This is a genomic window from Parahaliea mediterranea (genome assembly GCF_017255185.1).
Lineage (GTDB): Bacteria > Pseudomonadota > Gammaproteobacteria > Pseudomonadales > Halieaceae > JAFKCZ01.
On sequence record NZ_JAFKCZ010000005.1, the window covers coordinates 16,394 to 41,499 of the forward strand.

The 25,106-nt window shown below is 67.1% G+C and carries 19 protein-coding genes; 14 read left to right on the plus strand and 5 right to left on the minus strand.

All coding sequences use genetic code 11. From position 1 onward, the window contains the following. Nucleotides 1–26: 26 nt before the first annotated feature. Nucleotides 27–668 (plus strand): 2-hydroxychromene-2-carboxylate isomerase, encoded by a 642-nt coding sequence (locus JYP50_RS07055; RefSeq protein ID WP_206559794.1) that lies wholly within the window; start codon nucleotides 27–29, stop codon nucleotides 666–668. Nucleotides 669–783: 115 nt separating this feature from the next. Then, nucleotides 784–1,854, plus strand: coding sequence for an MBL fold metallo-hydrolase (locus JYP50_RS07060; protein WP_347136735.1), 1,071 nt, complete (start codon nucleotides 784–786; stop codon nucleotides 1,852–1,854). A 19-nt stretch (nucleotides 1,855–1,873) separates the two neighbouring features. Here JYP50_RS07060 and JYP50_RS07065 read toward each other — a convergent pair whose 3' ends face one another. From JYP50_RS07065 to JYP50_RS07080, 4 genes are all read right to left on the minus strand, one after another. After that, the gene (locus JYP50_RS07065; protein ID WP_206559795.1) at nucleotides 1,874–3,064 is read right to left on the minus strand and encodes a midcut-by-XrtH protein; all 1,191 of its coding nucleotides are present in this window, start codon (nucleotides 3,062–3,064) and stop codon (nucleotides 1,874–1,876) included. A 127-nt stretch (nucleotides 3,065–3,191) separates the two neighbouring features. Then, nucleotides 3,192–6,326 (minus strand): efflux RND transporter permease subunit, encoded by a 3,135-nt coding sequence (locus JYP50_RS07070; protein ID WP_206559796.1) that lies wholly within the window; start codon nucleotides 6,324–6,326, stop codon nucleotides 3,192–3,194. Continuing rightward, a complete protein-coding gene (locus JYP50_RS07075) occupies nucleotides 6,323–7,570 on the minus strand; it encodes an efflux RND transporter periplasmic adaptor subunit (RefSeq protein WP_206559797.1) in 1,248 nt (415 codons plus the stop codon). The genes JYP50_RS07070 and JYP50_RS07075 overlap by 4 nt, the downstream gene beginning before the upstream one ends. Nucleotides 7,571–7,582: 12 nt before the next feature. Further along, nucleotides 7,583–9,025: an efflux transporter outer membrane subunit gene (locus tag JYP50_RS07080; RefSeq protein WP_206559798.1), complete on the minus strand. Its 1,443-nt coding sequence runs from the start codon at nucleotides 9,023–9,025 to the stop codon at nucleotides 7,583–7,585. Between the two features lie 220 nt (nucleotides 9,026–9,245). Between JYP50_RS07080 and JYP50_RS07085 the strand changes: the two genes are divergently transcribed. The 9 genes from JYP50_RS07085 to JYP50_RS07125 all read left to right on the plus strand — a co-directional run bounded on the left by JYP50_RS07085 (nucleotide 9,246) and on the right by JYP50_RS07125 (nucleotide 20,933). Further along, on the plus strand, nucleotides 9,246–10,781 hold the full coding sequence (locus JYP50_RS07085; RefSeq protein WP_206559799.1) for an arylsulfatase: 1,536 nt from the start codon (nucleotides 9,246–9,248) through the stop codon (nucleotides 10,779–10,781). Nucleotides 10,782–10,872: 91 nt separating this feature from the next. Beyond that, nucleotides 10,873–11,784 (plus strand): LysR family transcriptional regulator, encoded by a 912-nt coding sequence (locus JYP50_RS07090; protein ID WP_206559800.1) that lies wholly within the window; start codon nucleotides 10,873–10,875, stop codon nucleotides 11,782–11,784. Between the two features lie 130 nt (nucleotides 11,785–11,914). After that, nucleotides 11,915–12,889, plus strand: coding sequence for an ornithine cyclodeaminase family protein (locus JYP50_RS07095; protein ID WP_206559801.1), 975 nt, complete (start codon nucleotides 11,915–11,917; stop codon nucleotides 12,887–12,889). Continuing rightward, the gene (locus JYP50_RS07100; protein WP_206559802.1) at nucleotides 12,889–14,253 is read left to right on the plus strand and encodes an amidohydrolase family protein; all 1,365 of its coding nucleotides are present in this window, start codon (nucleotides 12,889–12,891) and stop codon (nucleotides 14,251–14,253) included. The genes JYP50_RS07095 and JYP50_RS07100 overlap by 1 nt, the downstream gene beginning before the upstream one ends. A gap of 80 nt (nucleotides 14,254–14,333) precedes the next feature. Further along, nucleotides 14,334–16,487: a TonB-dependent receptor gene (locus JYP50_RS07105; RefSeq protein WP_206559803.1), complete on the plus strand. Its 2,154-nt coding sequence runs from the start codon at nucleotides 14,334–14,336 to the stop codon at nucleotides 16,485–16,487. A 15-nt stretch (nucleotides 16,488–16,502) separates the two neighbouring features. Further along, entirely contained in the window at nucleotides 16,503–17,687 is a 1,185-nt protein-coding gene (locus tag JYP50_RS07110; protein WP_206559804.1) for a dipeptidase, read from the plus strand. A 26-nt stretch (nucleotides 17,688–17,713) separates the two neighbouring features. Then, nucleotides 17,714–18,613 carry a bile acid:sodium symporter family protein gene (locus JYP50_RS07115; protein WP_206559805.1) on the plus strand — a complete coding sequence of 300 codons (900 nt, stop codon included), beginning with the start codon at nucleotides 17,714–17,716 and terminating at the stop codon, nucleotides 18,611–18,613. Beyond that, complete coding sequence (locus JYP50_RS07120; protein WP_347136736.1) at nucleotides 18,610–19,788, plus strand: PrnB family protein; 1,179 nt, start codon at nucleotides 18,610–18,612, stop codon at nucleotides 19,786–19,788. The genes JYP50_RS07115 and JYP50_RS07120 overlap by 4 nt, the downstream gene beginning before the upstream one ends. Next, entirely contained in the window at nucleotides 19,785–20,933 is a 1,149-nt protein-coding gene (locus JYP50_RS07125; protein ID WP_206559806.1) for an aminotransferase class V-fold PLP-dependent enzyme, read from the plus strand. The genes JYP50_RS07120 and JYP50_RS07125 overlap by 4 nt, the downstream gene beginning before the upstream one ends. Nucleotides 20,934–20,975: 42 nt before the next feature. Here JYP50_RS07125 and JYP50_RS07130 read toward each other — a convergent pair whose 3' ends face one another. Beyond that, entirely contained in the window at nucleotides 20,976–21,593 is a 618-nt protein-coding gene (locus tag JYP50_RS07130; RefSeq protein ID WP_206559807.1) for a TetR/AcrR family transcriptional regulator, read from the minus strand. Nucleotides 21,594–21,799: 206 nt separating this feature from the next. On the opposite strand from JYP50_RS07130, the gene JYP50_RS07135 reads away from it, so the two are divergent. Genes JYP50_RS07135 through JYP50_RS07145 form a run of 3 tightly spaced genes read left to right on the plus strand, consistent with a single transcriptional unit; the run spans nucleotide 21,800 to nucleotide 24,891 of the window. Then, complete coding sequence (locus tag JYP50_RS07135; RefSeq protein ID WP_206559808.1) at nucleotides 21,800–23,014, plus strand: amidohydrolase family protein; 1,215 nt, start codon at nucleotides 21,800–21,802, stop codon at nucleotides 23,012–23,014. 30 nt (nucleotides 23,015–23,044) lie between these two features. After that, a complete protein-coding gene (locus JYP50_RS07140; protein WP_206559809.1) occupies nucleotides 23,045–24,010 on the plus strand; it encodes a Rieske 2Fe-2S domain-containing protein in 966 nt (321 codons plus the stop codon). After that, a complete protein-coding gene (locus JYP50_RS07145; RefSeq protein ID WP_206559810.1) occupies nucleotides 24,010–24,891 on the plus strand; it encodes an SDR family NAD(P)-dependent oxidoreductase in 882 nt (293 codons plus the stop codon). The genes JYP50_RS07140 and JYP50_RS07145 overlap by 1 nt, the downstream gene beginning before the upstream one ends. The last annotated feature ends 215 nt before the right edge of the window (nucleotides 24,892–25,106 follow it).

The window sequence follows — 25,106 nt, forward strand, 5'->3', positions numbered from 1 at the left end:
GGGTCACTGGCCGCAGGGAGAAGCGCATGAGCCATATCGTCGACGTCTACTTTTCATTCCGCAGCCCCTACTCGTATCTCGTCACTCCGGACCTGATGCGGCTGCGCGACGATTACGCCGTCGAACTGCACCTGCGGCCGGTGCTGCCGATCGCGCTGCGCACCAAGGACACACTGTTTGCCACCGACAGGAAGCCCCTCGATTACATCCTTATCGACGTCTTGCGGCGGGCGGAGTTTTTGGGGATGAAGATCGGTTTCCCGTCGCCGGATCCGATCGTCCAGGACATGGGCACCTTCGAGGTCGCCAAAGAGCAGCCCTATATCCACCGGCTCACGGGGCTCGGCGTCGAAGCCCAGCGGCGCGGCAAGGGTATCGAGCTGGCCTACCATGTCTCGCACCTTATCTGGGGCGGCGAGCCGGGCTGGGACGAGGGCGACCGGCTGGCCGACGCGGTGGCAAGGGCCGGCCTCGATCTGGCGCAGATGGAGACTGCGCTGGCCGGTTACGACCCGATGACGGTTGTGGAAGCCAACCACGCGGCGCTCGATGCCGCCGGGCACTGGGGTGTGCCGACGATGGTCTTCGAGGGCGAGCCCTTTTTCGGCCAGGACAGGGTGGACACGCTGCGCTGGCGTCTCGACAAGGTGGGCGTGCCGAAGCGCTGAGCGCCCTTCAAGCGACTCAACATTCGTGGCTTTTTCACTCGACTTGCCGAGGCGGCATTGGCCGAATTGCGGCGGCTACCGTTCGTTCACAGCGAGTCTTCGCAGGGAGTAAACAGTGCGCAAGGTACTTGTCGTTCTCGGAATCATCGCCGCCATCGGCCTGATTGCCTACCACCATCGCGCCGGCATCGCCGCCCGCCTGATGGCGGCGGGACTGGAATCACGGCTGGGGGCGGACCGGCTGGCGGAGCTGGGCGAGGGATTGCATCTGGCCCTGTGCGGGGCCGGCGGTCCACTGCCGGGCCCGAGGGCGTCCGGGCCCTGCGTGGCGGTGGTCGCGGGGCAGCGCCTGTTTATTGTCGACATCGGCACCGACAGCCCGCGGAACCTGGGGCGCATGGGCTTGCCGGTCGGCGATGTCGAGCGCGTCTTCCTCACCCATTTTCACTCGGATCACATCGACGGCCTGGGCGAACTGGCGACCCTGCGCTGGGCCGGCGGCGACAACAACCAGCCGCTGCCGGTGCACGGCCCCGAGGGGGTCGGGCAGGTTGTGGCCGGCTTCAATACCGCCTACAGCCAGGATGTCACCTACCGACACGCGCACCACGGCGATACCGTGGCGCCGCTCGCCGGCGCCGGACTGACGGCGCTGCCCTTCAGCCAACCCGCGGCGGGCGAACTCGCGGTACTGATCGATGACGGTGAGCTGACAGTGGCGGCCCTGGCGGTCGACCACGCGCCGGTGGAGCCCGCGGTGGGCTACCGGTTCAGCTACAAGGGGCGCTCACTGTTGATCACCGGCGATACGGTGAAGTCGCCCAACGTGGCGCATTTCGCCCGGGGTGTCGACCTTTTGGTGCACGAGGCACTGGCGCCCAACCTGGTGGGCATGATGAACCAGGCCGCCACGAAAATGGGTGACCCGGTTCTCGCCAAAATCACCCACGACATTCCCGACTATCACGCGAGTCCCGTCGAGGCGGCGGAAACCGCGCGCGACGCGGGGGTGGGCCACCTGCTCTATTACCACATCGTGCCGCCGCTGATCATTCCCGGGCAGAAAGCGCTGTTCCTGGATGGCGCCGGCGATATCTTTCCCGATTACACCATTGGCGAGGACGGTGTTGCGTTCTCGCTCCCGGTGGATTCCGGAGACATCATCCAGGTCAGCGACGGCCTGTGAGTGGCAGGCGCCAACAGTGTCAATTGACTTCAATCTCCACGCTTGCCTGGCTGCTGCCGATGCCGTTGTCGAGTATGTAGTGGAAGGTGTACGTGCCTGGAAGGATCGGGTTTACAAGATCGAACGAGCCGTCCGCGTTGACCGTCAGCATGCCCCCTGCCAGTGGGCGGGCCGTGCCCGGAGGCCGGTCCACGCTGCCCGAGGCGTCGCCGCCGCCCCAGGCGGTCAGGAGTGTGGCGGGAGAGCCCAGCGTGTCATTGTTAAGTAGCCCGCTACCCGCGGACACATTCAGGGTGACGCCGACATTGGTCGTATACTCGTTGCCAGCGCCGAGGTTGGAGCGGGTGTCGTCCCGTGCGAGGGGACTGTCGCCGAAGCGGATGTCCACCTGGCCGCTGTCCGTGGTGGCATTGCCCGCTTCGAGGACATAGTAGGCCGAAATAGCGCCGGTACCGGTTGTGCCGTTGGCGAGGACCGTCCACGTACCCGTGGCCGCGACGGAAACATCCAGGGTGCCGCCGCCGGGCGCGGGAAAACTGCCGGTGGTGGCGCCATCGGCGGGGTGGGTGTCGGCGTTGGCGACGGTATCCCCAAAGGAGATGACCCGCAGCGGCGCGTCGCCGAGGTCGTTGCCGAGTACGTTGATCTGTGCGCTGGTTCCGTTGTCGACGCTCATCGCATCGCCGATGGCCTCCGCCGGAACCGGCGGTGTGCAGGTGAAGCTGGTGCCACAGGTGGCGCTGTCTGCGAGCACCAGGCCGGCCAGGCACTCACCGGCGGGGCTGTCCGATACGCAGTAGCTGGCCGGTGTCGTGACCGACAGGATCTCGAGGGCGACACCGCTGCGGTTGATGTATTCCCGGGCGCCGGTGGGCACCGCAATGTTGCCGCCGGCAGGGTCGGTCAGCTCGACCGGCGGCGGTGGCAGGGCGGTGGCGTCCCGAACCGACATGCCGGCCGACAGCAGCGTCGCCGCCCCGCCGAGGGTCAGGAGCACGCCGAGAGCCCGCTGTGCATCTCGGCGCCGGACAACGCGCACTCCGATGGCTGCGAGGGCCAGGCCGAGGGGTATCAATACCATTGTGGGTATGGGAACGGCTTCCGCCAGCGTGGCGGGACCGTAGGACAGCGTGCCGGAGGGTTGCGCCAGGGTGGCGGCTGGAGCCAGCAGCGCCGCCAAAGCCGTTGAAATCCGTTTCGTAACCGGCATGGTTTTTATCTCCGTTTTTTAATCCATTTGTAACGTAATGAGGCCCCTCGCGGGGCCTCGCTGCCGGCAGTCTATACGATCGGCGTGGTGGAGAAAATTCCGAAGCGACGGCGGACCGGGCGCTGTCTCAGCCCGGCGCCGTTTCCTTTTGCGTCGCCGTGCGGCCGGCGGAGCGGAGCAGCGCGCGAATATCCCTTGCGATCAACAGGTTGGTGGGCACCAGGATCAGCGTGATCAGGGTGGCGAAGAGAATGCCGAAGCCCAGCGAGATGGCCATCGGGATCAGGAACTGGGCGTTGGTGGAGCGCTCGGTCAGCAGCGGCAGCAGGCCGAAGAAGGTGGTCATGGAGGTCAGGAACACTGGCCGGAAGCGGGCCACCCCGGCTTTTACCACCGCCACTTCCAGCGACTCCCCGGCGCGGCGGCGCTGGTTGCAGTAGTCCACCAGCACCAGCGAGTCGTTCACCAGCACGCCCACCAGGGCCATCATGCCCAGCAGGCTCTGCAGGGTCAGGGCCTGCCCCAGCAGCCAGTGGCCGAGTACCGCGCCGATCAGGCCGAAGGGGATCACCGACATCACCACCAGGGGCTGGAAGTAGGAGCGCAGCGGCAGGGCCAGCAGGCAGTAGATGGCGAACAGCACCGCCACCAGGCCGGCCTGCATGCTGCCGAAGGACTCGCGCTGCTCGCGGGCCTCGCCCTCCAGGGTGTAATTGATGCCGGGGTACTGTTGCACCAGCTGGTCGAGGTAGGCGGTGAGCTCGCCCTGCAGGGCGGTCATGTTCACCTGGCCCTTCTCCACGTCGGCGGTGATGTTCAGTACCCGGTAGCCGTCCACCCGGGTGATGCGCGAGGGGCCCTTGCCCGGGGTGAGCCGCGCCACGTGGCCCAGGGGGACCCGGCCGCCGGCGGGGGTGTCGATCAACAGGGTATTGAGGGTTTCCAGGGTGCTGCGCTCGCCGCGGGGTAGGCGCACCAGCACGCGGATGTCGTCGCGCCCGCGCTGGATGCGCTGGGCCTGGGCGCCCTTGTAGGCGCGGCCCACCTGGCCCACCACGTCGCTACGGGTCAGGCCCAACACGTGGCCCTGCTCGGTCAGCTCGATGCGCAGCTCCTCCTTGCCGTCGGACAGGCTGTCGGCGATATCGAATACCCCGGCATAGGCGGCCAGTTTCGTTTTCACCTCTTCCCCCACCCGGTTCAGGGTGTCCAGCGACTTGCCGCTGAGCTGCACGTCGATGGGATCGCCGGCGCGGAACATCGACGAGCGGAAGGTCAGCGACTCGGCCCCCGGCACGGTACCCACCAGCGCGCGCCACTCGTCCACCAGGCGGGTAGTGGTCATCTCGGTGGAGCGCTCCTCGGCCGGCGTCGCCTCGAAGGTGACCCGGCCCTCGTTGGCGCTGGCGCCGCGGCCGCCGCCGGAGCCGGTGACGCTGAGGATATTGAGGATCGGGCTCTCCCCGGTGGCCGGGTCGCGGTATTGCTCCTGCAGCTGGCGGGCCGCCGCCGCGATGCGCCGGATATAGCTGTCGGTGACCTCGAAAGGGGTGCCCACCGGCATGGTGAGGGAGACCTCGCCGGTCTCGCCCTCCACGTTGGGGAAGAACACGAAGCGGGTCCAGCCGCTGGCCACCAGCGCCAACACCAGGATGAACACGCCGGCAAAGCCCGCCAATGTGGTGTAGCGGTGGGCGGTGGCCAGGCGCACCAGGGGCTGGTAATAGCGGGCGATGGCGTGTTCGAAGCGGGTGGCAAAGCGGTTCTGCCAGCGCGACCACTTGCCCTGGCTGGCCTCGGGCCCCTTCATGCGGATGTGGGCCAGATGGGCCGGCAGCACGAACTTGGACTCGATCAGCGAGAACAGCAGCACCGGGATGACCACCGCCGGAATGGGTGCGAACATGGCGCCCATGCGGCCGTCGATAAAGGCGATGGGCAGGAAGGCGGCGATGGTGGTGAGCACGCCGAAGGTCACCGGCACCGCCACCTCCTCGGTGCCGCGGATCGCCGCCTGCAGCCCGGACTCGCTGCCGCGCATGTGGGTGTAGACGTTTTCCCCGGTGACGATGGCGTCGTCCACCACCAGGCCCAGGGCGATGATGAAACCGTAGGCGCTCATCACGTTCAGGGTGGTGCCGGTCATGCCCATGACGATGATGCCGCCGAGGAAGGACACGGGAATGCCGATGAACACCCAGAAGCCGATCGCCGGGCGCAGGAACAGGGTCAGCAGCAGGATCACCAGCACCGCCCCCTCCACCGCGCTGTCGAGCATGGTGCCCAGGCGGCTCTTGAGGATGGCCGAGTCGTCGTCCCAGTAGTCCAGATGGACGCCCACCGGCAGCGAGGCCTGGCGCTGCGCCAGGTAGTTTTTCACCTTGCCGGCGATGTCCAGGGCGCTCTGGTCGCCCACGCGGTAGACCTTGACGAAGGCGGCGCGGCGGCCGTTGAAGGCCACCTGCATCGACTCCTCCTCGAAGCCGTCGCTGACCCGGGCCACGTCGCCGACGCGGATGATGCTGCCATCGGCATTGGTCTTGACCACGATGCGCTCGAAGTCGGCGCGGCGGTAGGCCTGGCCCTTGGAGCGCAGCAGGATGTCGCCGCCGGCGGCGCGCAGGTTGCCGGCGGAGATGTCCAGGGAACTGTCACCGATGGCCCGCGACAGGTCCGCCAGGCTCAGGCCGTACTGGCGCAGGCGGTCCTGTGAGGCCTCGATGGCGATCTCGTAGTCGCGCACCGCGGACAGCTCCACCTGGGTGACGCCGTCGATGCGCAGCAGGTCGTCGCGCACCTGCTCGGCGAAGTTGAGCAGCTCGTCCTCCGCCAGGTCGCCGGCCACCACCACGTCGATCACCGCGCGCTTGCGGATGGCCAGGCTGATCACCGGTTTCTCGGTGTCGGCGGGGAAGGTGTTGATGGCGTCCACCCGCGCTTTTACATCGTCCAGCACATCGCGGGCGTCGTAGCTGCCGTCCAGCTCCAGCATCACCGAGGTGGAGCCCTCCACCGAGCGGCTGGTGATTTTGTCGATGCCCTCCACGTCCTCCACCGATTCCTCGATGCGGGTGGCCACGCCCAGCTCCACATCCTCGGGGGTGGCGCCGCGCAGGGGCACACCGATGCTGATGGTGTCGGGCTCGGCGTCGGGGAAGATTTCCAGGGTCAGTTCGGTGCGCAGGGCCAACAGGCCGCCGACGATAATGCTGAACATCAGCAGGTTGGCGGCGACCGGGTTGCGGGCGAACCAGGCGATCACGGGCGGGCCTCCCCGCTGTCACCGCGCGCCCCGCCGCCACTCCCCACCTGCCGCCGCTCGCCGGTGACCGCCACCGGCGTGCCGGAGGTCACCTGGCCCAGGGGGGTGGTGACCAGGGCATCACCGGCCCGCAGGCCGCTGGCGATCACCGCGCTGTCGGCGTTTTGCCAGGCGATGGTGATCTCACGCCGCTGCAGCAGGCCCTCGCGCACCACGTAGACATAGCTGCCCTGGTAGATGGCGCTGTTGGCAATGACCACGGCGCCGGGCAGGGTGCGTCCCTCGATCGATGCGGTGACGTACTCGCCGATCTTCAGCGGCTTGCGCCCGCTGTGCTCGGGGCCGCTGTCACCGGCCAGCTGGAAGGGGTCGTCGACCTGTGCCACCACGTGCAGCTGCCGCGAACTGTCGTCGATGGCGCCCTCGGTGCGCACCAGGAAGCCCTCCCAGGCGGCTCCGGCGGACAGGCTGGAGTGGATGGTGACCGGGACCCGCTGTTGCTCGCCGCCGTCGGCGCGGGGTTCCGGCAGGTCGACATAGTCGAGGTCGGCGTTGGCCAGGGGCAGGCGGATCTCGACGTAGTCGGTGGCGTAGATTTCCGCCAGCGCGGTATTGCCGCCCAGCACCTCGCCGAGGTCCACCTCGGTGCTGAGGATGCGGCCGTCGAAGGGCGCGGTCACGGTGGCGCGCTCGAGGTTCAGCTCCGCCTTGCGCAGCTCGGCCTCCGCCGAGGCCACCCGCGCCTGGGCCGCCATCAACTGCGGTTTGCGCAGCACCAGGGCGTCGGCTTCGCCGCCGTCGCCCAGGCGCTGCCAGTCGGCCAGGGCCTGCTGGGACTGGGCCTGCTCCTCGGCCAGGACCTGCCTCGCCTCCAGCAGGCTGGCGCGGGCGATCTGTACGTTGGCCTCGTAGTCCCGCGGATCGATGCGCAGCAGGGCGTCGCCGGCGCCAAACACGCCGCCATCGCGGAACTGGGGGTTTACCCAGACCACCTCGCCGCCCACCTGGGACACCAGGGTGCTCTGGGTGCGCGGTTGCACGGTGCCGAAACTGGAGATGCGCATTGCGTAGCGGGTGGGGCTCACCGTGACGGTGTCCACGGTGAGGCGCGGGCCGCGGTCGGGGCGCGCGCGTTCGGGTGTCGGCGGGTTGAGCAGCGCCAGGGTTGCCAGCACCAGCGGCGTGGCCACCACCAGGGCGGGCAGCGCTTTTTTGAGGACGGATCGGGCAGTGATGGTTGGCATGGGTCCCTAAACTCAGGTGCTCGCGGCGCCGGCGGGGGCGAAATCGCCGCCCAGGGCGCGGTACAGGTCGATGCGGTTGGCGATCACGCGGTTGTGCAGCCGGATCGCCGCGGTCTGGGCGTCAAAGGCCCGGCGCTGGGCTTCCAGCACCGTGGTGTAGTCGATGAGGCCGCGCGCGTACTGTTGTAGCGACAGCTCGTAGGCGATGTCGGCGTTGCCCCGGGATTCGCGCTGGGCGTCGAGCTGGTCGCGCAGGGTGTGCTCGGCGCTCAACAGGCGCTCCACTTCCGCCAGGGCCTGGAATACGATCTCGAGGTAGCCCTGCTCCGCCTGCGCCACCCGGGCGCGGGCCTGGGCTTCCAGGGATCCGAGGCGGCCGGCGTCGAACAGCGGCTGCGCGAGGCCGGCGCCGAGGCTCCAGCTGCCCAGGCCCGCGTCCACCAGCCCGTGCAGGGCGCTGGAGCTGCTGCCGGCGCGGCCCACCAGGGAAAAGCTGGGAAAGCGGTCCTTGTGCGCGGCGGCCAGGCCGGCGTCCGCCGCCAGAAGGTCGAGCCAGGCGCCCTGAATGTCCGGCCGGCGGCGCAGCAGGCCGGCCGGCGATCCCGCCGGGGTCACCGGGTCCAGCTCCGGCAGGGTGGCGCTGGTGGCCAGGCCATCGCCGCCGGGGTAGCGCGCCAGCAGCAGTTGCAGGTTTGATCGCGCCTCCTGCAGGTCCTGGCGCTGCTGGGCCAGGTTGGCGCGGCTGTCGGCCACGGTGTTGCGGCTGAGGTAGACGTCCAGGGCGGGGCTGAGGCCGCGGCGGTAGCCCTGCTCCAGGCTGGCCAGGTCGGTGCTGACATTGTCCAGGCGCTGCTCCAGCAGGGCCTCCAGGCGGGCGTTGGCGATGGCGTTGAACCAACCGGTGGCCACGTCCGCCGCCAGCTGCAGTTGCTGCTGGCGCAGGGCGGCCAGGGCGGACTGGTAACCCAGCTCCGCCTGGCGCTGGCGGTCGCCCAGCTTGCCCCAGATATCCAGCTCCCAGCTCAGGTCGAGGCCGGCGCGCCAGGACTCGGTGGTGATGTCGCCACCGTCGTCGCCGGTAATGCCGTTGCGGTCCGCGTCCAGGCCAAGGGAGAGACTGGGCCACAGTGACGAGCCCTGTGTGGCGGTGGCCTGGCGCAACTCCTCCACGCGTGCCCGCTGCCGCGCCAGCGGGTAGTTTGCGGTCTGCGCCTCGTTCACCAGGGTGTTGAGGGCCGGGCTTTTCAGTGCCTCCAGCCAGGCTTCGCCCGGGCCCGCCTCCGAGGTGCCGGCCTGGTCCTGGTGCCAGGTCGGGGGCAAATCCAGTTCCCGGGTTGCGGGGGAGATGGCCGAGCTGGCGCAGCCGGCCAGCCACAGTGCCAGCAGGCCCGCAACCGCCAGTCGGACGCTCGGTGCCGCTTGCGGGCTCGTTTTCTGGCGGTGGTGGATGGTCACGGGGTTATGTGCGGTTGTTTGAGTTGGGGACATTCTACCGGCAAGTGCGGCGGGAGGGAGGCGGCCTTTACCGAACTTAACAAATTGACACAGGCTTTCACCCGGTGCGGTGCCGGTACAATTAATCGAGCCGCGCCGGCGCTTCCACCGACGCGGGCTTTTGCGCGCCCGCGCAGTGGGTAGACTGCTCGCGATAAATTCGCGGTTGAGGCTGATAACAATGTGCAATACACGCTCTTTCCTGTGCCGTTCCCTGTTGCTGACCCTGCTCCTGTTGCCGGCGTGGGCCGGCGCCGCCGACAGACCCAATATCCTGGTGATCTGGGGCGACGATATCGGTTGGTCCAATCTCAGCGCCTACCACCAGGGCATGCTCGGCGGGCGCACGCCCAATATCGACCGCATCGCCGCCGAGGGCGCCCGCTTCACCGATTACTACGGCGAGCAGAGCTGCACCGCCGGTCGTTCCGCCTTTATCACCGGCCAGCACCCCCTGCGCACCGGGCTGCTCAAGGTGGGCATGCCGGGGGCCGACATCGGCCTGCGGGCGGAGGATCCCACCATCGCCGGGCTGCTCAAGCCCCTGGGCTACGCCACTGGCCAGTTTGGCAAGAACCACCTGGGGGACAAGGATGAGTTCCTGCCCACCGAGCACGGTTTCGACGAGTTCTTCGGTAACCTCTATCACCTCAACGCCGAGGAGGAGCCAGAAACCTATTTCTACCCCGACGACCCGGATTTCCGCCGGCAGTTCGCGCCCCGGGGAGTGATCCGCTCCTACGCCGACGGGCGCGTGGAGGACACCGGGCCGCTGACCCGCAAGCGCATGGAAACGGCGGACCAGGAGTTCACCGATGCCGCGCTCAAGTTCATGACCGTGTCGGCGACATCCGACAAGCCCTTCTTCGTGTGGTTCAACGCGACCCGCATGCACAACTGGACGCGGCTGTCCGGCCAGTGGGCGGGCAGTACCGGCCACGGTCTGTACGCCGACGGTCTCAACGAGCACGATCACCACGTGGGCCAGTTGCTGGACAAGCTGGATGAGCTGGGTATCGCCGACAACACCATCGTCATCTACAGCACCGACAACGGCGCCCAGAGCAACACCTACCCCGACGGCGGCTCCGAGCCCTTCCGCGGCGAGAAGGGCTCCACCTGGGAGGGCGGTTTCCGCGTGCCGGCGCTGGTGCGCTGGCCCGGCGTGGTTGAGCCCGGCCGGGTAATCAACGATATGTTCTCCCACCTGGACTGGATGCCCACCTTGCTGGCGGCGGCGGGAGTCGAGGATGTCGCCGGCAAACTGCGCGGCGGCTACCGCGCCGGCGATCGGGAGTACAAGGTCTACCTCGACGGCTACGACCAGGGCGCGCTGCTGGCAGGCACCGGCCCCGGCTCGCGCGAGGAACTGTTCTACTTCGACGACAACGGCAACCTCAACGCCATGCGCTGGAAGGACTGGAAGATCCACTTCGCCTTCCAAATGGAGGGCTGGTCGGGTCCGCGCGAACCGCTCAACTTCCCGCGCATCGTGCACTTGCGCAGCGACCCCTACGAAACCTCCATCGACTCGGGGCTGTACTCGCGTTTCTTTGCCGACCAGCTGTGGCTGTTCGTGCCGGTACAGAAGGAGGTCGGCAAGTGGCTGGCGACCTTCCGCGAGTTCCCGCCGCGCCAGCCCACCGCGAGCTTCTCCATCGACAAGCTGATGAACCGCATGCAGATGATGCTGCAGATGCGCGAGCGCGGCGGCTAGTTCACCGCGCGTCGCCCCGCGGCCGGGTACCTGTGGCGGCGTGAAGGATGGGGTAGAATCGGCGACTTCTGTCGCAAGATCCGGCCCGCCCATGGAACTGAGACACCTGCGCTACTTCGTCGCGGTCGCCGAGACACTGCATTTTGGCCGCGCGGCGCGCAAGCTGAACATCTCACAGCCGCCGCTCACCCAGCAGATCCATAACCTTGAGGATGAGCTGGGGGTGCAGCTCTTTGACCGCAGCAAGCGCCAGGTGGAACTCACCGCCGAGGGGGAGCTGTTCCTCAAGCGTGCCGAGGTCATCCTGCACCAGGCGGAGCAGGCGGCGGCGGATGTGCGCCGCGTGTCCCAGGGCGGCGGCGAGACCCTGGTCATCGGTTACATGGGCTCGGCGATTCTGCGTGAGATCGTGCCGCTGTTGCGCGAGTTCCATGCGCGCTTTCCGGCGGTCAGGCTGGAATTCGTCATCATGCGCTCCGACGAGCAATACGAGGCGCTGCTGGACGGGCGTATTGATGTCGGTTTCGTCGACCTGACCGTGCAGCCGATGTCGGAGCGCTTCCGTACCCATCGGGTGGACTACGAGCTGGTGGTGCACGAGCGCCTGTGCCTGGCGCTCAATCCCGGACACGCGCTGGCCGACAGGGAGTGCGTCAATGTGTCCGAGCTGCGCGACGAGCCCTTCGTCACCCTGCAACGGCATCTGTTTCCCTCCAACTACGACAAAATCGTGGGCCAGTGCCAGCAGGCGGGATTTCGCCCGGAGATTGTCGGCATGTCGGAGCAGACCGATGTCCTGCTGGCCTACGTCGCGGCGGGGGTGGGGGTTGCGCTGGTGCCCTCCTGTACCGAGCCGTCCTGGCATACCCAGGTGAGTTTCGTGGCCCTGGAGCCGGTGGCGACCGTCGATGTCCACCTCATCGTCAGCGCCGACCACGGCTCCGAGGCGGCGGCGAACTTCCGCCGGGTGAGCGCCGGCTACGCCCGGGGGCGCAACCGCTGAGGGTGCGCGCCCGTCCACGGGTGCACTCATACGCCAAAGCTATGAATCCAATACGAAAGCAGTATTGGACGCCAACGCGGTGATAATTAAATACTTCGCGGCTGTAGTTGTTGCAGTGCGGAGTATTTGATTGATTGTCCTCAACAAGCGTCATCTCGACGCTATCCTCGACACCGATACCCTGATCGGACTGATGGCCGAGGCCATGCGGCAGGTCAGCAATGGCGGCGCCATTCAGCCGCTGCGCTGGGGCATGACCATGCCCACAGGCGGCATGATGGGCATGATGCCGGGCTACATCGCCGAGCCCGAGTGTTTCGGCATCAAGGTGGTGAACATGATGCCCGCCAATGTCGGTACCGACTTCTCCTCCCACAGCGGTTGCCTGTTGCTGTTCGACAGCGAACACGGCCAGGCGCTGGCCCTGCTCGACGCGGGCCGGATCACCGCCCGTCGCACCGCCGCCGCCAGCGCCCTGGCCACGGATCGGCTGGCACGCGAAGACGCCGCGGTATTGACCATCGTCGGTTCCGGCGAGCAGGCGCTGGCCCATGTGGAAGCGCTGTGCGCGGTGCGCGCGTTTCGCGAAGTGCGGGTGTGCTTTCGCAATCCGGGGCGGGCGCCGGACTTCCTCGACGCCCTGCCGGAAGCGTTGCGGCCGCGACTGCGGGCCTTCGGCAGCGTCGCGGAGGGCGTGGCCGGGGCCGACGTGGTCTGCGCGGTGACCGCCTCGCCCACGCCAGTGCTGGAGGCCGCCATGCTCGAACCCGGGATGCATATCAACCTGGTGGGTGCCTGTACCCGGGACCGCCAGGAAATCGCCAACGACGCCCTGCCGGGTTGCCGCTATTTCGTCGACGCCCGGGCCTCGGCCCGCGACCAGGCCGGCGAACTGCACAGCGCCATTGCCGCGGGAGTGATCGACGAAAACTTTCCCCTGGGCGAGATCGGCGAGGTCCTGGGCGGCGGCCTGGCCGGGCGCACCGGCGCCGGCGATATCACCATCTACCGCTCGCTCGGCGTGGCGGCCCAGGACCTGGTGGTGGCCGACTACGCCTACCGCCAGGCACGTCATTCATCACTTGGCCAGGAGGTGGCATTCTGATGTTGCGAACGTTGTTACGGTGGCGCGCGTACCGCCCGTTGTTGCTGGTGTCCGCTTGTGTCGGCCTGTTGTCGGGGGCGCGCGCCGCCGACGCTGCGCGGGTCCAGCTGTATACCAACCTGAACCTGATCGACGGCACCGGCGCCGCGGTGCGGCGCGACATGGCGCTGTGGGTGGAAGACGGCGTAATCCGCGCTATTGAGCCGATGCATGCCCTGGCAAACCCCGATGCCGGTGTCGAGGTGATAGACGGCGAGGGGCGCTACGCCATTCCCGGACTGATCGATACCCACGTGCACATGGCGACCTCGCCGGAGGACGAGCAACCGTTGGCGCTGCTTGAGCGGCAGCTCTACAGCGGCATCACCTCGGTGCGGGACATGGCCGGGGATGTGCGCGTGCTGAGCGGCCTGGCGCGGGATACCCGGCTGGGCCGTATTGCCGGCCCCGACCTGTATTACGTGGCGCTGATGGCGGGGGAGAGTTTTTTTGACGATCCGCGCCCCGCGTCCTCGGCCCGCGGTGAAACCCCCGGCGCGGTGCCCTGGATGCAGGCCATCGATGCCGATACCGACATGCCGCAGGCGGTGGCGCTGGCGCGCGGCACCTGGGCCACCGGGATCAAGATCTACGCCGACCTGCCGGCGACCGACGTGCGGCGCATCACCGCCGAGGGACACCGTCAGGGGATGAAGGTGTGGGCCCACTCGACGGTATTCCCGGCCTCGCCGGGCGAGGTGGTGGAGGCCGGCGTCGACACCATTTCCCACGTCTGCCGGTTGGTGTTTGAAACCGTGGCTATCCCGCCCGCCAATTACGATCACGACATGGCGCCCGACTATGCCGGCACCGACCCCGCCGACCCGCGCATTGTCGCGGTACTCGAGGCCATGCGCGAGCGCGGCACCGTGCTCGATGCGACAGTGGCCCTGTACGCCCGCGCCCTGGCGCGGGCGGAAGCCGAGGCGAGCGCCGAAAGCGAGCCCTATCGCGGTTGCCCGCCGGCCTTCGCCGCGGCGCTGACCCGCGAGGCTTTGGACCGCGGGGTGGCTGTGTCGACAGGCTCGGATTTCGTGGCCCCGGCCGATAGCCCCTGGCCGGCACTGTTCGAGGAGATGGTCTTCCTGCAGCGCGAAGTGGGGATGGAGCCGCTGCAGGTGATTCGCGCCGCCACCCTGGTTGGCGCCCGCGTCCTGGGTATCGACGAGAGTGCCGGCTCGCTGGAGGTCGGCAAGCGCGCGGACCTGGTGTTGCTCGACAGGGACCCCTCGCGGGACCTGGACAACCTGCACTCGGTGTCGCTGACGGTGAAGGCGGGGGAGCGTTACCCGCGGACCGATTTCCACGGCGTGCGGCACGATTGAAATCCCGATAGAGGATCATGCACCCACCGGAACGATGCCCGCAAATAGCTAACCCGGAATACACAGGAGTGAAAAGGAAAATGATCGACACAGGCTGTAAAAAACACTTGTTGGCCCTCGCCCTGGGCGGGCTCGCCGGCACCCAGGCCCTGGCCCAGGTCGCGCTGGAGGAGGTGGTGGTCACCGCCTCCAAGCGCGGCGCCAGCAGCGTGCAGGATATTCCCACCAACATCTCCGCCATCGGCGGCGCGCTCCTGCAACAGACCCACGCCATGGGCATCCAGGACATGGCGCGCTTTATCCCCGGCCTCAGCGCGGTGAACAACGGCCCCGGCAACGAACAGATCATTATTCGCGGCCTGGCGTCCTCGGCGGGCGCGGCCCAGGTCGGTACCTACTTCGATGAAATCCCCGCCACCGGCAACGGCGGCACCAACGTGTCCCAGACCGACCTGCAACTGTACGACCTGGAGCGGGTGGAGGTGCTGCGCGGCCCCCAGGGCACCCTGTACGGCGCCGGTTCCCAGGGCGGCACCCTGCGCTACATCACCAACAAACCGGTGCTGACCGAGGTAGAGGGCGCCATCCAGGCGGACATGGGCACCCGCTCCCGGGATGGCGGCGAGTCCTACGCGGTCAACGGCATGCTCAATATGCCGGTGCTGGACGACCGGTTGGGTTTTCGCGCGGTGGGCTTCTACCGCGACAGCGACGGCTACGTGGACCTGCCCGACCTGGGTGAAAGCGGCACCGACACAGAGGAAACCTACGGCGGCCGCCTGCTGGGTACCCTGCTGCTGGGGGATCGCACCACCCTGAATGCCTCCGTCTGGTACCAGAACACCGAGGTGGACGACCAGCCCCTGGTGAACGAGTACGAAGACAGCCGTCCCGGCCAGGTCAAACTGCCCTTTCAGGACGAGTTGAAAATGTACAACCTGACCCTGGACCACAGCCTCGCCTTCGGTGACATCACCGCCACCGCGTCCTACTACGACCGCGACACCTTTTTTGTGTTCGACGTGTCCCAGTTCGTACCCGCGCCGGGCAGCGTCAACCAGAACCGCGCCAACGAGCAGTTGAGTGCCGAATTGCGCTTCGCCTCGAATTTCGACGGGCCGCTGCAGATGATCGTCGGCGCGTTCTACCAGGAGCGCGATACCAGCAGCACCTCCATCGGCTACTTCGTCGATACCGACACCGGCCTGGTGCCGTCGTCACCGACCAGTTTCTTCGACAATCGCGCCGAGACCGAATTCAGCAACGAGGCCCTGTTCGGCGAGTTTACCTACCAGGTGACCGACAAACTCGAGCTGCTGGCCGGCGTCCGCGCCTTCCGCATCGATACCTGGTCCCAGGCCAACGAAGTGGAGACACCCTTTGGCGAGCCGGTTGGCCTGAAGGAGCCCCTGGACTCGGAGGGCGATGACGTCATCTACAAGTTCCAGGCCTCCTATCGCTTTACCGACGACATCCTCACCTACCTGGTGTATTCCGAGGGTTTCCGCGAGGGCGACGCCAACGTTATCAACCTGAAGACCGCCGGTGGCGCGCCGGTGCCTGGCGGCTACGCGCCGGATTTTGTCGACAATATCGAGTTTGGCTGGAAGAGCGATTGGCTGGACGGCCAACTGCGGCTGAACGGCGCGGTGTACGCCATGCAGTGGCAGGATATCCAGGTGGCCCTGCTGGACCAGACCCAGGCCTTCGAGTACATCATCAACGCCGGCGAGGCGGAGCTGCTGGGTGTCGAGCTGGAGTCGGTGATCCGGCCCCGGGCGCTGCCGGGCTTTACCGTGCGCCTCAACGCCAATTACTCCGAGCAGGAGCTGACCGAGGACACGCCCGGCTACACCGCGGGGGATATGACCGCCGGGCGCGATGGCGACCGCCTGCCGGATACTTCTCCATTCTCCGCCGGTGTGGTGCTCGAGCAGCAGTTCGACCTGGGGGGCTACGATGCCTACGCCTCGGTTGACGCCTCCTACGTGGGCACCGCCCTGACCACCTTCTCCAAGCGCTCGGCGGATGCCCGCGAGTACGGCGATTACGTGCTCGCCGGCGCGCGGCTGGGCATGTACCTGGACAACTGGGAGGCCGCGCTGTACGTCACCAACATTGCCGATGTGCGCGAGCCGGTGAACTGGGAAGTGGAGGCCCGCGAGGGGATCCCCGACCGCATTTACAGCACGCAGCCGCGGACCGTGGGTGTCAGTGTGAACTACACCTTTTAGGGTTCCGAGGCGCTTATGACACAAAAAGACTTTACACGCAGAACCCTGCTGCGCTACTCGGCGGCGGGTGCGGCTTTCGCCTCCGCCGGCGCCGCGCTGCCGACCGCCGCGGCGGGCCGTGGCTTTGCCTTCGATGGGGCGCTGGTGATCAACACCCTCGGTGGTATCGGCAACCCCAATCTGCGCCTGGCCGCGGAAGACGGGGCGGCGCCGGCCGCCGCGGTTGGCAGCAGCTTTGCTACCTTCGACGAGCGCGCGCTGGCGGACCTGCGCGCCTCCGGGACCACCGCCATCAATATCACTCTGGGTCATGTGTCCGGGGATGCCGAGCCCTTTGAGTACACGGTGGGCGAAATCGCCGCCTGGAACCGGATTATCGAGCGTCACGCCGACAGATTGCTCAAGGTCCGCTCCACCGCGGATATCCGCGCCGCGCAGAACAGCGGCCGCACCGGGGTGATCTTCGGTTTCCAGAACACCACCATGCTCGGCGGCGACGCCGGGCGCGTGGCGCTGTTCGCCGGCCTCGGCGTGCGTATCATCCAGCTGACCTACAACGACCGCAACCGCGTGGGCGACGGCTCCATGGTGGCGGACAACGCGGGGCTGAGCGATTTCGGCCGCGAGGTGGTCGACGAGCTGAACAACGAGCGGGTGCTGGTGGATTTGAGCCACAGCGGCGAACGCACCTGCCTGGAGGCGATCACCGCCTCGCGGGCGCCGATCTGTATCAGCCACACCGGCGCCCGCGCGCTGAGCGATCTGCCGCGCAACAAGAGCGACCGCGAGCTGCGCCTGCTGGCGGAGCGCGGCGGCGTCGCGGGGATCTATTTCATGCCGTTTTTGCGGGAGGACAGTTTTCCCGAGGCCGCGGACGTGCTGCGCCACATCGAGCACGCGCTGCAGGTCTGTGGCGAGGACCACGTGGGCATCGGCACCGACGGCGGGACCACCCGGGTCGATGACATGGTGGCCTTCCGCGCGGCGATCGACGAGGAAATCCGCCAGCGGCGGGCGGCGGGCATTTCCGCCCGCGGCGAGAAGCCCGGCGTGGTGCCCTTCGTGCCGGATTTGCAGGGGCCGGAGCAATTTCGCCAGCTGGCCGATATGATGGCCGCCGCGGGCCACCCCGCGCGGGTGATCGAGAAGGTGCTGGGGCGCAATTTCCTGCGCCTGCAGCGGGAGGTCTGGGGGGCCTAGCGCCCCCTTGCAATCGCGGAGCGCGCATGTCGGAAGAACTGATCAACCTGGTCAATACGCGGGCAGTGCCGCTGGCCCTCATGGCTATTATGTTCAGCCTTGGCCTGTCGCTGGCGCCGGCGGATTTCGCGCGGCTGCTGCAGCGGCCCCGGGCGACCGCCGTCGGCCTCGGCGGCCAGCTGCTGCTGTTGCCGCTGATCGCCTGGACCCTGGCGTTGCTGTTCGACCTGCCGCCGGCAATGGCGGTGGGGCTGATCATTCTCGCCGCCTGCCCCGGCGGGGTGACCTCCAACGCCGTGGTGTTCGCCGCCCGGGGGGACGTCGCCCTGTCGGTGACCCTCACCGCCTGCGCCAGCCTGGTGACCATTATCAGCACGCCACTGCTGATCGGGCTGGGCCTGGATTACTTCTATGCCGGCGGCGACGCGCCGACCCTCGATGTGGGCCAGACGATGGCGCGGCTGTTGCAGATGACGGTGATGCCGGTGGCGCTGGGAATGCTGCTGCGGCACCTGCGCGCGGAACTGGCAATTACGCTGATTCGCTATCTGCGGCCGGTCTCGGTGATTATACTGGTACTGGTAATAGGGTTCTCGGTGGCGATCAGCGTCGATCTGTTGCTGGAGAACCTGCGCCGCGCGGGGCCGGTGATCTACGCCCTCAACCTGTTGGCCATGGCCGGCGGCCTGTTGCTGGCGCGCCTGGCGCGCCTGGGCGACGACGAGGGACTCACCCTCGCCGTGGAGGTTGGGGTGCAGAACGCGACCATGGCCACCTTTTTCAGCCTGTCGGTGCTCAACGACTGGCAGCTGGCCATCGTGCCGACCATGTACGGTTGCGTGATGTTGTTCAACGCCGGGCTGATGGTGCGCTTGCTGCGCTGGCGCCACGCGATGAAACGAGATGTAGGAGTGGAAACACCGTGATAACCCCCAGGGCCGAGGCCTTCGACAATTGGATACGCCGGGATTTCCGGGACATGAATACCGCCCTGGAGGAGCGCTACTTCGCCGAGCGGCGCTCCGACGTGTCCGGGGTGGGCGATGACATCAAGCAACAACTGCTGGACGAGGGCCGCGCGCATATCGTGGGCCTGCTCGGCGAGGGCAATACCGACGAGGGCTTTGACGCCGGCTTCGACCTGCTGGGCAATGTGGGCTTTTACATGGCGGCCTGCCGCCGCCACGACCTCACCGAACCCAGTCGCGAGACCCGCTCGCCGCTGGCCGAGGCCTCGGCGCTGGCGATGCAGCTGGGCGCCTCCCTGGGCACCGTGCCGCGTTTCGCCTCGGCGCATCTGGAAACCCACAACCGCGCCGTGGACGGTGTGTTCAAGTCCTTCACCACCCTGGAGGACGAGGGCACCTTCATCGCCTACAACACCCGCGGCGCCCTGGCCTATATTCGCGCCTCCGAGGCCCTGTTGCGCCTGCTGCCGCTGGGGGTGAGCCACCCGGTGGCGGCGGACCTGCTGGACGAGGCCCGCGATGCGCTGGAGGCGGTGTACCGCTATAACGAGGAACTGTTCCAGATCCTGGACGTGGAGCGCTTCTTCTACTGCGTGCGGCCCTACTACAAGCCCCATCGTGTCGGCCTGCGGGAGTACCGCGGCGCCAACGCCGGCGACTTCGCCGGCATCAATGTGATCGACCTGCTGCTGGGCGTGTGCCGGGCGGATGACCCCTATTACTCCCAGCTGCTGGTGGACAAGTTCCTGTTCATGCGCCCGGAGGACCAGTTGCTGCTGCGGGACTGCATGCGCCGCCAGAGCTTGATGGACGCCTTCCTAGAACACCGCGACAGCGACAGCCCCCCGCTGCGGGAAAACTTGCGCCGCTTCCTCGCGGTGTGCGATGCCCACGGCAAGGCGGCCCTGCAGCATCACGAGCAGCTGGTGGAGAAGTTCATCGTGCAACCGGCCGACGAGGGCGATCTGGTCGACAACCAGCAGCTGACCGCCAGCGGCCCGCCGCTGCCGGTGCTGCTCAAGGCCCTGAGGACCCTGTGCGACCTGCGTGCCGGCGCGGTTCGCGACGACATCCCTTCGCGCCACCGCGACCTGGCGACCCTGCGCGAACTGGCCTCGCAGGTGTCCGCATGAGCGCCGCGGCGGTAGAGCCGGCCCCCGAACTGCTGGGCCCGGACTGGCGCGCCTGCTACGCCGACACCCCGGGCATCTACCTGCTGTCGCACTCGGTGGGGCGCACGCCCGCCGACAGCCTGCAGGCCCTGCAGCGCGGTTTTCTCGACCCCTGGGAGGCCGGCGAGAGCGAGCCCTGGGGCCATTGGTTGCCGGCGCTGGAGGCCTTTCCCCGCGCCCTGGCGCAATTGCTCAACACCCGGTCGGAGGCGATCTGCCCCCAGGTCAATGTCTCCAGCGGCCTGGTGAAACTGCTCGGCGCCCGGCCGCCGGCGCCGGGACGCGCGGCGGTGCTGTTCTCGGCGCAGGACTTTCCCTCCCTGGGCTTTGTGATCGCGCAGGCCCGCCGGCTGGGCTTTGAACCGCGCATGCTGCCGGCGGACGCCGATGTGCAGGACAGCGCGGTGTGGAGCGACGCCCTCACCGAGGATGTGCACGCGGTGCTGGTGACCCACGCCTTTTCCAATACCGGGCAGCTGGCGCCGGTGGCCGAAATCCTGGGTATGGCCCGGGCGCGCGGCGTGTTGGGCATCGTCGATGTCGCCCAGTCGCTGGGGGTGATACCGATCGACCTGCAGCAGTGGCCCGCGGACGCGGTGCTCGGTTCCTGTGTGAAGTGGTGCTGCGGCGGGCCGGGGGCCGGTTTCCTGTGGCTGTCGCCGGAACGCGCCGCCGATTTCGAGCCTGTCGATGTGGGCTGGTTTTCCCATCGCGATCCCTTCGAGTTCGATATCACCCACTTTGACTACGCCCCCGACGCCGCGCGTTTCATGGGCGGCACGCCCTCGGTGATGCCCTTTGTGCTCGCGGCCAACAGCCTGGCGCTGGTCAATCGCATTGGCATCCGCCGCATTCGCGCCCATAACCTCGCCCTCGGTGATCGCCTGATCGACGGCCTGGAGCCGCAGTGGCTGCAATCGCCACGGGCGGCGGAACGTCGCAGCGGCACGGTAGTGGTGCGGCCGGCGGACCGCGAGGGTTGTATCGAACGCCTGCGGGAAGCCGGTGTGGCCTTCGATGAACGCACCGCGGGCCTGCGCCTGTCCCCCCACGTCTACAACAGCGCGGCGGAGATCGATGCCGTCATCGGCTGCCTGACGGCCTGAACCGCGGCGGCGCCCGCGGGCGCCGCCAATCCACGCGCGGCCTCAGTCCGCGCAGATCAATGCCTCGAACATGCCCCGCGCCTCCTCCAATTTGGCGAACACGGGGTAGTCCCGGTCGATGGCCCAGCTCACAGTCAGCGTGTTGAGGGTGCCCACGATCATCGACGCCAGAATGTCCGCGGAGAACTGGCGGCGGGCGTCACCGGCTTCCTGCCCGGCGGCGATCAACCTGGAAAAACTGTCGATGGCGCCGCGGCTGATCCGGCGCTGTTGCTCGGGGTTATTGGCGAAGCTGGCGGGGGCGGAGATCATCAGCTCCCGGTCGATGGTGTCGAAGGCGGCAAACCGCGATTCGATGTAGTCGATCATCGCTTCCAGCCGCTCCCGGGTGGTGCGGTGTTTTTCCATCAGCTGCCGCAGCATCGGTTCGGCCTGGCTGTACAGTCGCGAGACGCCCAGGCCGCCGAGCAGGGCGTGCTTGTTGGGAAAGTGGCTGTAGAAGGTGCGCCGGGCCACATCCGCCTCCCGGCAGATCATCTCGATGCTGGTGTCCTCGATCCCCCCGCGTTTGAACAGGGTATAGGCGGCCTCCTCGATGCGCGCGCGGGTGGCGAGTTTGCGTTTCTGCCGCCGGTCGATGGGCGTGTCGGGGTTGTTCATAAAAACCGCTCAGGGCTGCTCATAAAACCCGTTCAGGGCTGTTCGTAAAACCCGCTCAGGGCTGCCCATGAATTTTCCGTAAGGTTATTGCAATCACAGGGGCATTAAACTAGTTTGTATACATATGTGCAAATATACCCATATGAGTATATTTCATAAGCGCAGCTTTAAAACTCATACGATGATCATAACGAGAGTGTGCCGCAATGTCTGACCGTTTGATCGTGGTGTCTTCCGACTGCCACGCCGGCCTGCGTATCGCCGACTACAAGCCCTACGTCGAATCCAAGTACCACGAGATGATGGACATGGCGGTGCCGATCCAGATGGAGATGACGCAGAAGGCCGAGCAGAGTTTCCTCATCAAGGAAATCAACGACGCCTGGCGCGCGCCCATCGAGCGCGAGCTCACCGGCGCCTGGGATTACCGCGAGCGCCTGCGGATGCTGGCCGGGGACGGTATCGCCGCGGAGATCATCTTTCCCGACGGCATCACCGAGATGAACACGCCGCCCTTCGGCGCGGGCCTTGGCCTGTCGCCTCGCGACGCGGTGCCCGAGTTGCAGTGGGCCGGCGCCATGGCCCATAACCGCTGGCTGGCGGAGTTCTGCGCCAACGACCCGGCGCGGCACATCGGCGTGGCCTCCATCCCCCTGCTGTGGGACGTGCAGCAGGCGGTGGACGCGGTGCGCTGGTGCGTGGACCACGGCCTGCGCGCGGTGATGATTCCCACATTGTGGGAGCAGCACGCCCCCTACCACGACCGCAAGTACGATCCCTTCTGGGCGGCCTGCGAGGAGCTGGGGGTGATCATCCACTTCCACTCCGGCCCGGCGCCCCATCCGGAATACTTCGGCGGCAACTGGCCGGAGGAGGACCGCGGCGAGGAGTTGCCGGGGGCCATGGGCATCTATGTGTCGGAGGTGATGTGGTGGCTGTACCGGCCCCTGACCTTCATGATCTGGGGCGGGGTATTCGAGCGCTTCCCCGGGCTGAAGACGGTGATCACCGAGGGCGGCACGGTGTTCATGTTGCCGCCCTGGCTGCGCCTGCTGGACCACAACTACACCGATGTGCAGTTCTCCGCCAAGCTCGGGGATTTTCGCAGCCACCTGTCGATGGCGCCCAGCGAGTACTTCGCGCGCAACGTCGCCGTGGGGGCCTCCTGCGTGCCCCGCCGCGACATCGAGCTGCGCCATGTGCTGGGGGCCGACAAGATGATGTGGGGCAGCGACTTTCCACATCCCGAGGGCACCTGGCCCCACACCGCGGACTATTTCAAGGAAACCTTCTCCGGCCTGCCGGAGGACGACGGTCGCAAGATCCTGGGTGAAAACGCCGTGGCCTGGTACGGCCTGGATCGCGCGCGGTTGCAGCAGGTGGCCGACGAAATCGGCCCGGACACATCCATTTTTAACTGAGGCAAGGTACCGGCGGAAGGGAGATATGCCATGACCCAGATTATTGAAGCCTGCGAATCCAAGACCAATACCACCCCGGACTTTCCGATGGGTTGGTACTCGGTGGCCCGCAGCCACGAACTCCAGGTGGGCGAGGTGAAGCGCGTGCACGCCTTCGACCGCGAGCTCGCCCTGTACCGCACCCGCAGCGGGGTGCCGGTGCTGCAGGACGCTTTCTGTCCCCATCTCGGGGCCCACCTGGGCGTGGAGGGCAAGGTGGTGGGCGAGTCCCTGCGCTGCCCCTTCCACGGCTGGCGCTTCGACACCACGGGCAAGTGCGTGGAGATTCCCTACTGCGAGGAAATACCCGAGCGGGCGCGGATTCGCATGTGGCCCACGCAGGAAAAAAACGGCGAGGTCTACATCTGGTTCCACCCGGAAAATTCCGCGCCCCGCTTTGAGCTGCCGACGCTGGTGGAACTCGACGATGAGCACTGGACCGCGCCCCGTTACGCGGAATTCGAGGTGCCGGCGCACGTGCAGGATATCGCGGAAAATTCCTGTGATCCGGTGCACTTTCAGTATGTGCACCGGCAAGCCCATACGCCGGAATCCACGGTGACGGTGGACGATGATGGCCGCATCCTGCACCTGCGTTCGGACATGCGCGACACGGATCATCCGAACCAGTTACATGCCAAGGTTTTCCAGCCGGGCCTGGCCATGGTGCGCACCACCTACGCGCCCGAGGCCCAGATGATGGTCTACAACAGCGCCCAGCCCATCGATCGCAACACCACCCTGTTGCGCTGGACGCTCACCGTGCGCCGCGAGATCGAGGACCTGGCGGGGGACGAGGTGATGAAGGGCATCATCGAGGGGCTCAGCCAGGATTACCCGATCTGGGCCAACAAGGTACACAAGCATCGCCCGGTATTCTGCCGTGAGGACAAGACCCTGGTGCAGTTCCGCAAGTGGGTGCGGCAGTTCTACGTGGATGTGAGGGATATCACCTGATGAAGGATTTTACCGGCAAGGTCGCGGTGATCACCGGCGGCGCCAGCGGTGTGGGCCGCTCCCTGGCCTTCGCCCTGGGGCGCCGCGGCGCGAAGATCGTGGTGGGCGACGTGGACACCGCGGCGATGGAGCAGGTGGGCAAGGAGTTGGAGGCCGAGGGTATCGCCGCGATGGTGGCCCACTGCGACGTGACCCAGCTCGACAGCCAGAACGCGCTGGCGGACGCGGCGCAGGAGGCCTTCGGCGGCATCCACCTGGTGTTCGCCAATGCGGGCATCGGCGCCGGCGAGTCGGGGGCGATGTGGGACTACTCGGAGAAGGACTGGCAGTGGTGCCTGAACGTGAACCTGTGGGGCGTGATCAACGCGATCCGCGCCTTTATGCCGCGGCTGGTGGCCCAGGGGGAGCCGGCGCACTTTGTGGTGACGGGCTCGGGCAACGGCGCGCTGCTGGTGTACCCGGACCAGCCGATTTACACGGCGACGAAGGCGGCGGTGCACACGATCACGGAAAACCTGCACTACCAGGTGCAGGCGGGGCAGTTGCCGGTAGCGGTGAGCGCGCTGTTCCCGGGGCCGCACATTGTGGACACGGGGCTGTTCAACTCGGGCCGGGTGCGGCCGGAGGCGCTGCAGAAGGAGTCCAGTGGGAATGCGTCGGGGATTAACTCGGTAGACGATATGAAGCGCATGGCGGCGGAGTACGGCATCGAGTTGCAGACGACGCATCCGGACGAGGTGGCGGCGATGGCCATTGCGGGCCTGGAGAAGGACGCGTTCTGGCTGTTGGAGACGACGCCGGAGACCGACGCCAAGATTCGCGCACGCTGCGAGATGATCATGAACCGGAGCACGCCGGTGCCGGATCAGGTGGGGGGATGATTCTAAGCGGTATTCATCGGTGGTTCTTTTCGAGCATCGGCGCCGGATCAGGTACCCCATTCCGCGACTCGCCGTGAATCCATCCATGGAGGCTCTTCAGCAACATCCCTGTTGCTGAAGGTCGCGGAACAGGGCACCTGACCCGGCACCTCGGTGCCACACATCCAGTTTTTCGCAAATATTGAGCTTTGCCAAACCATAACGACGAGGTAACG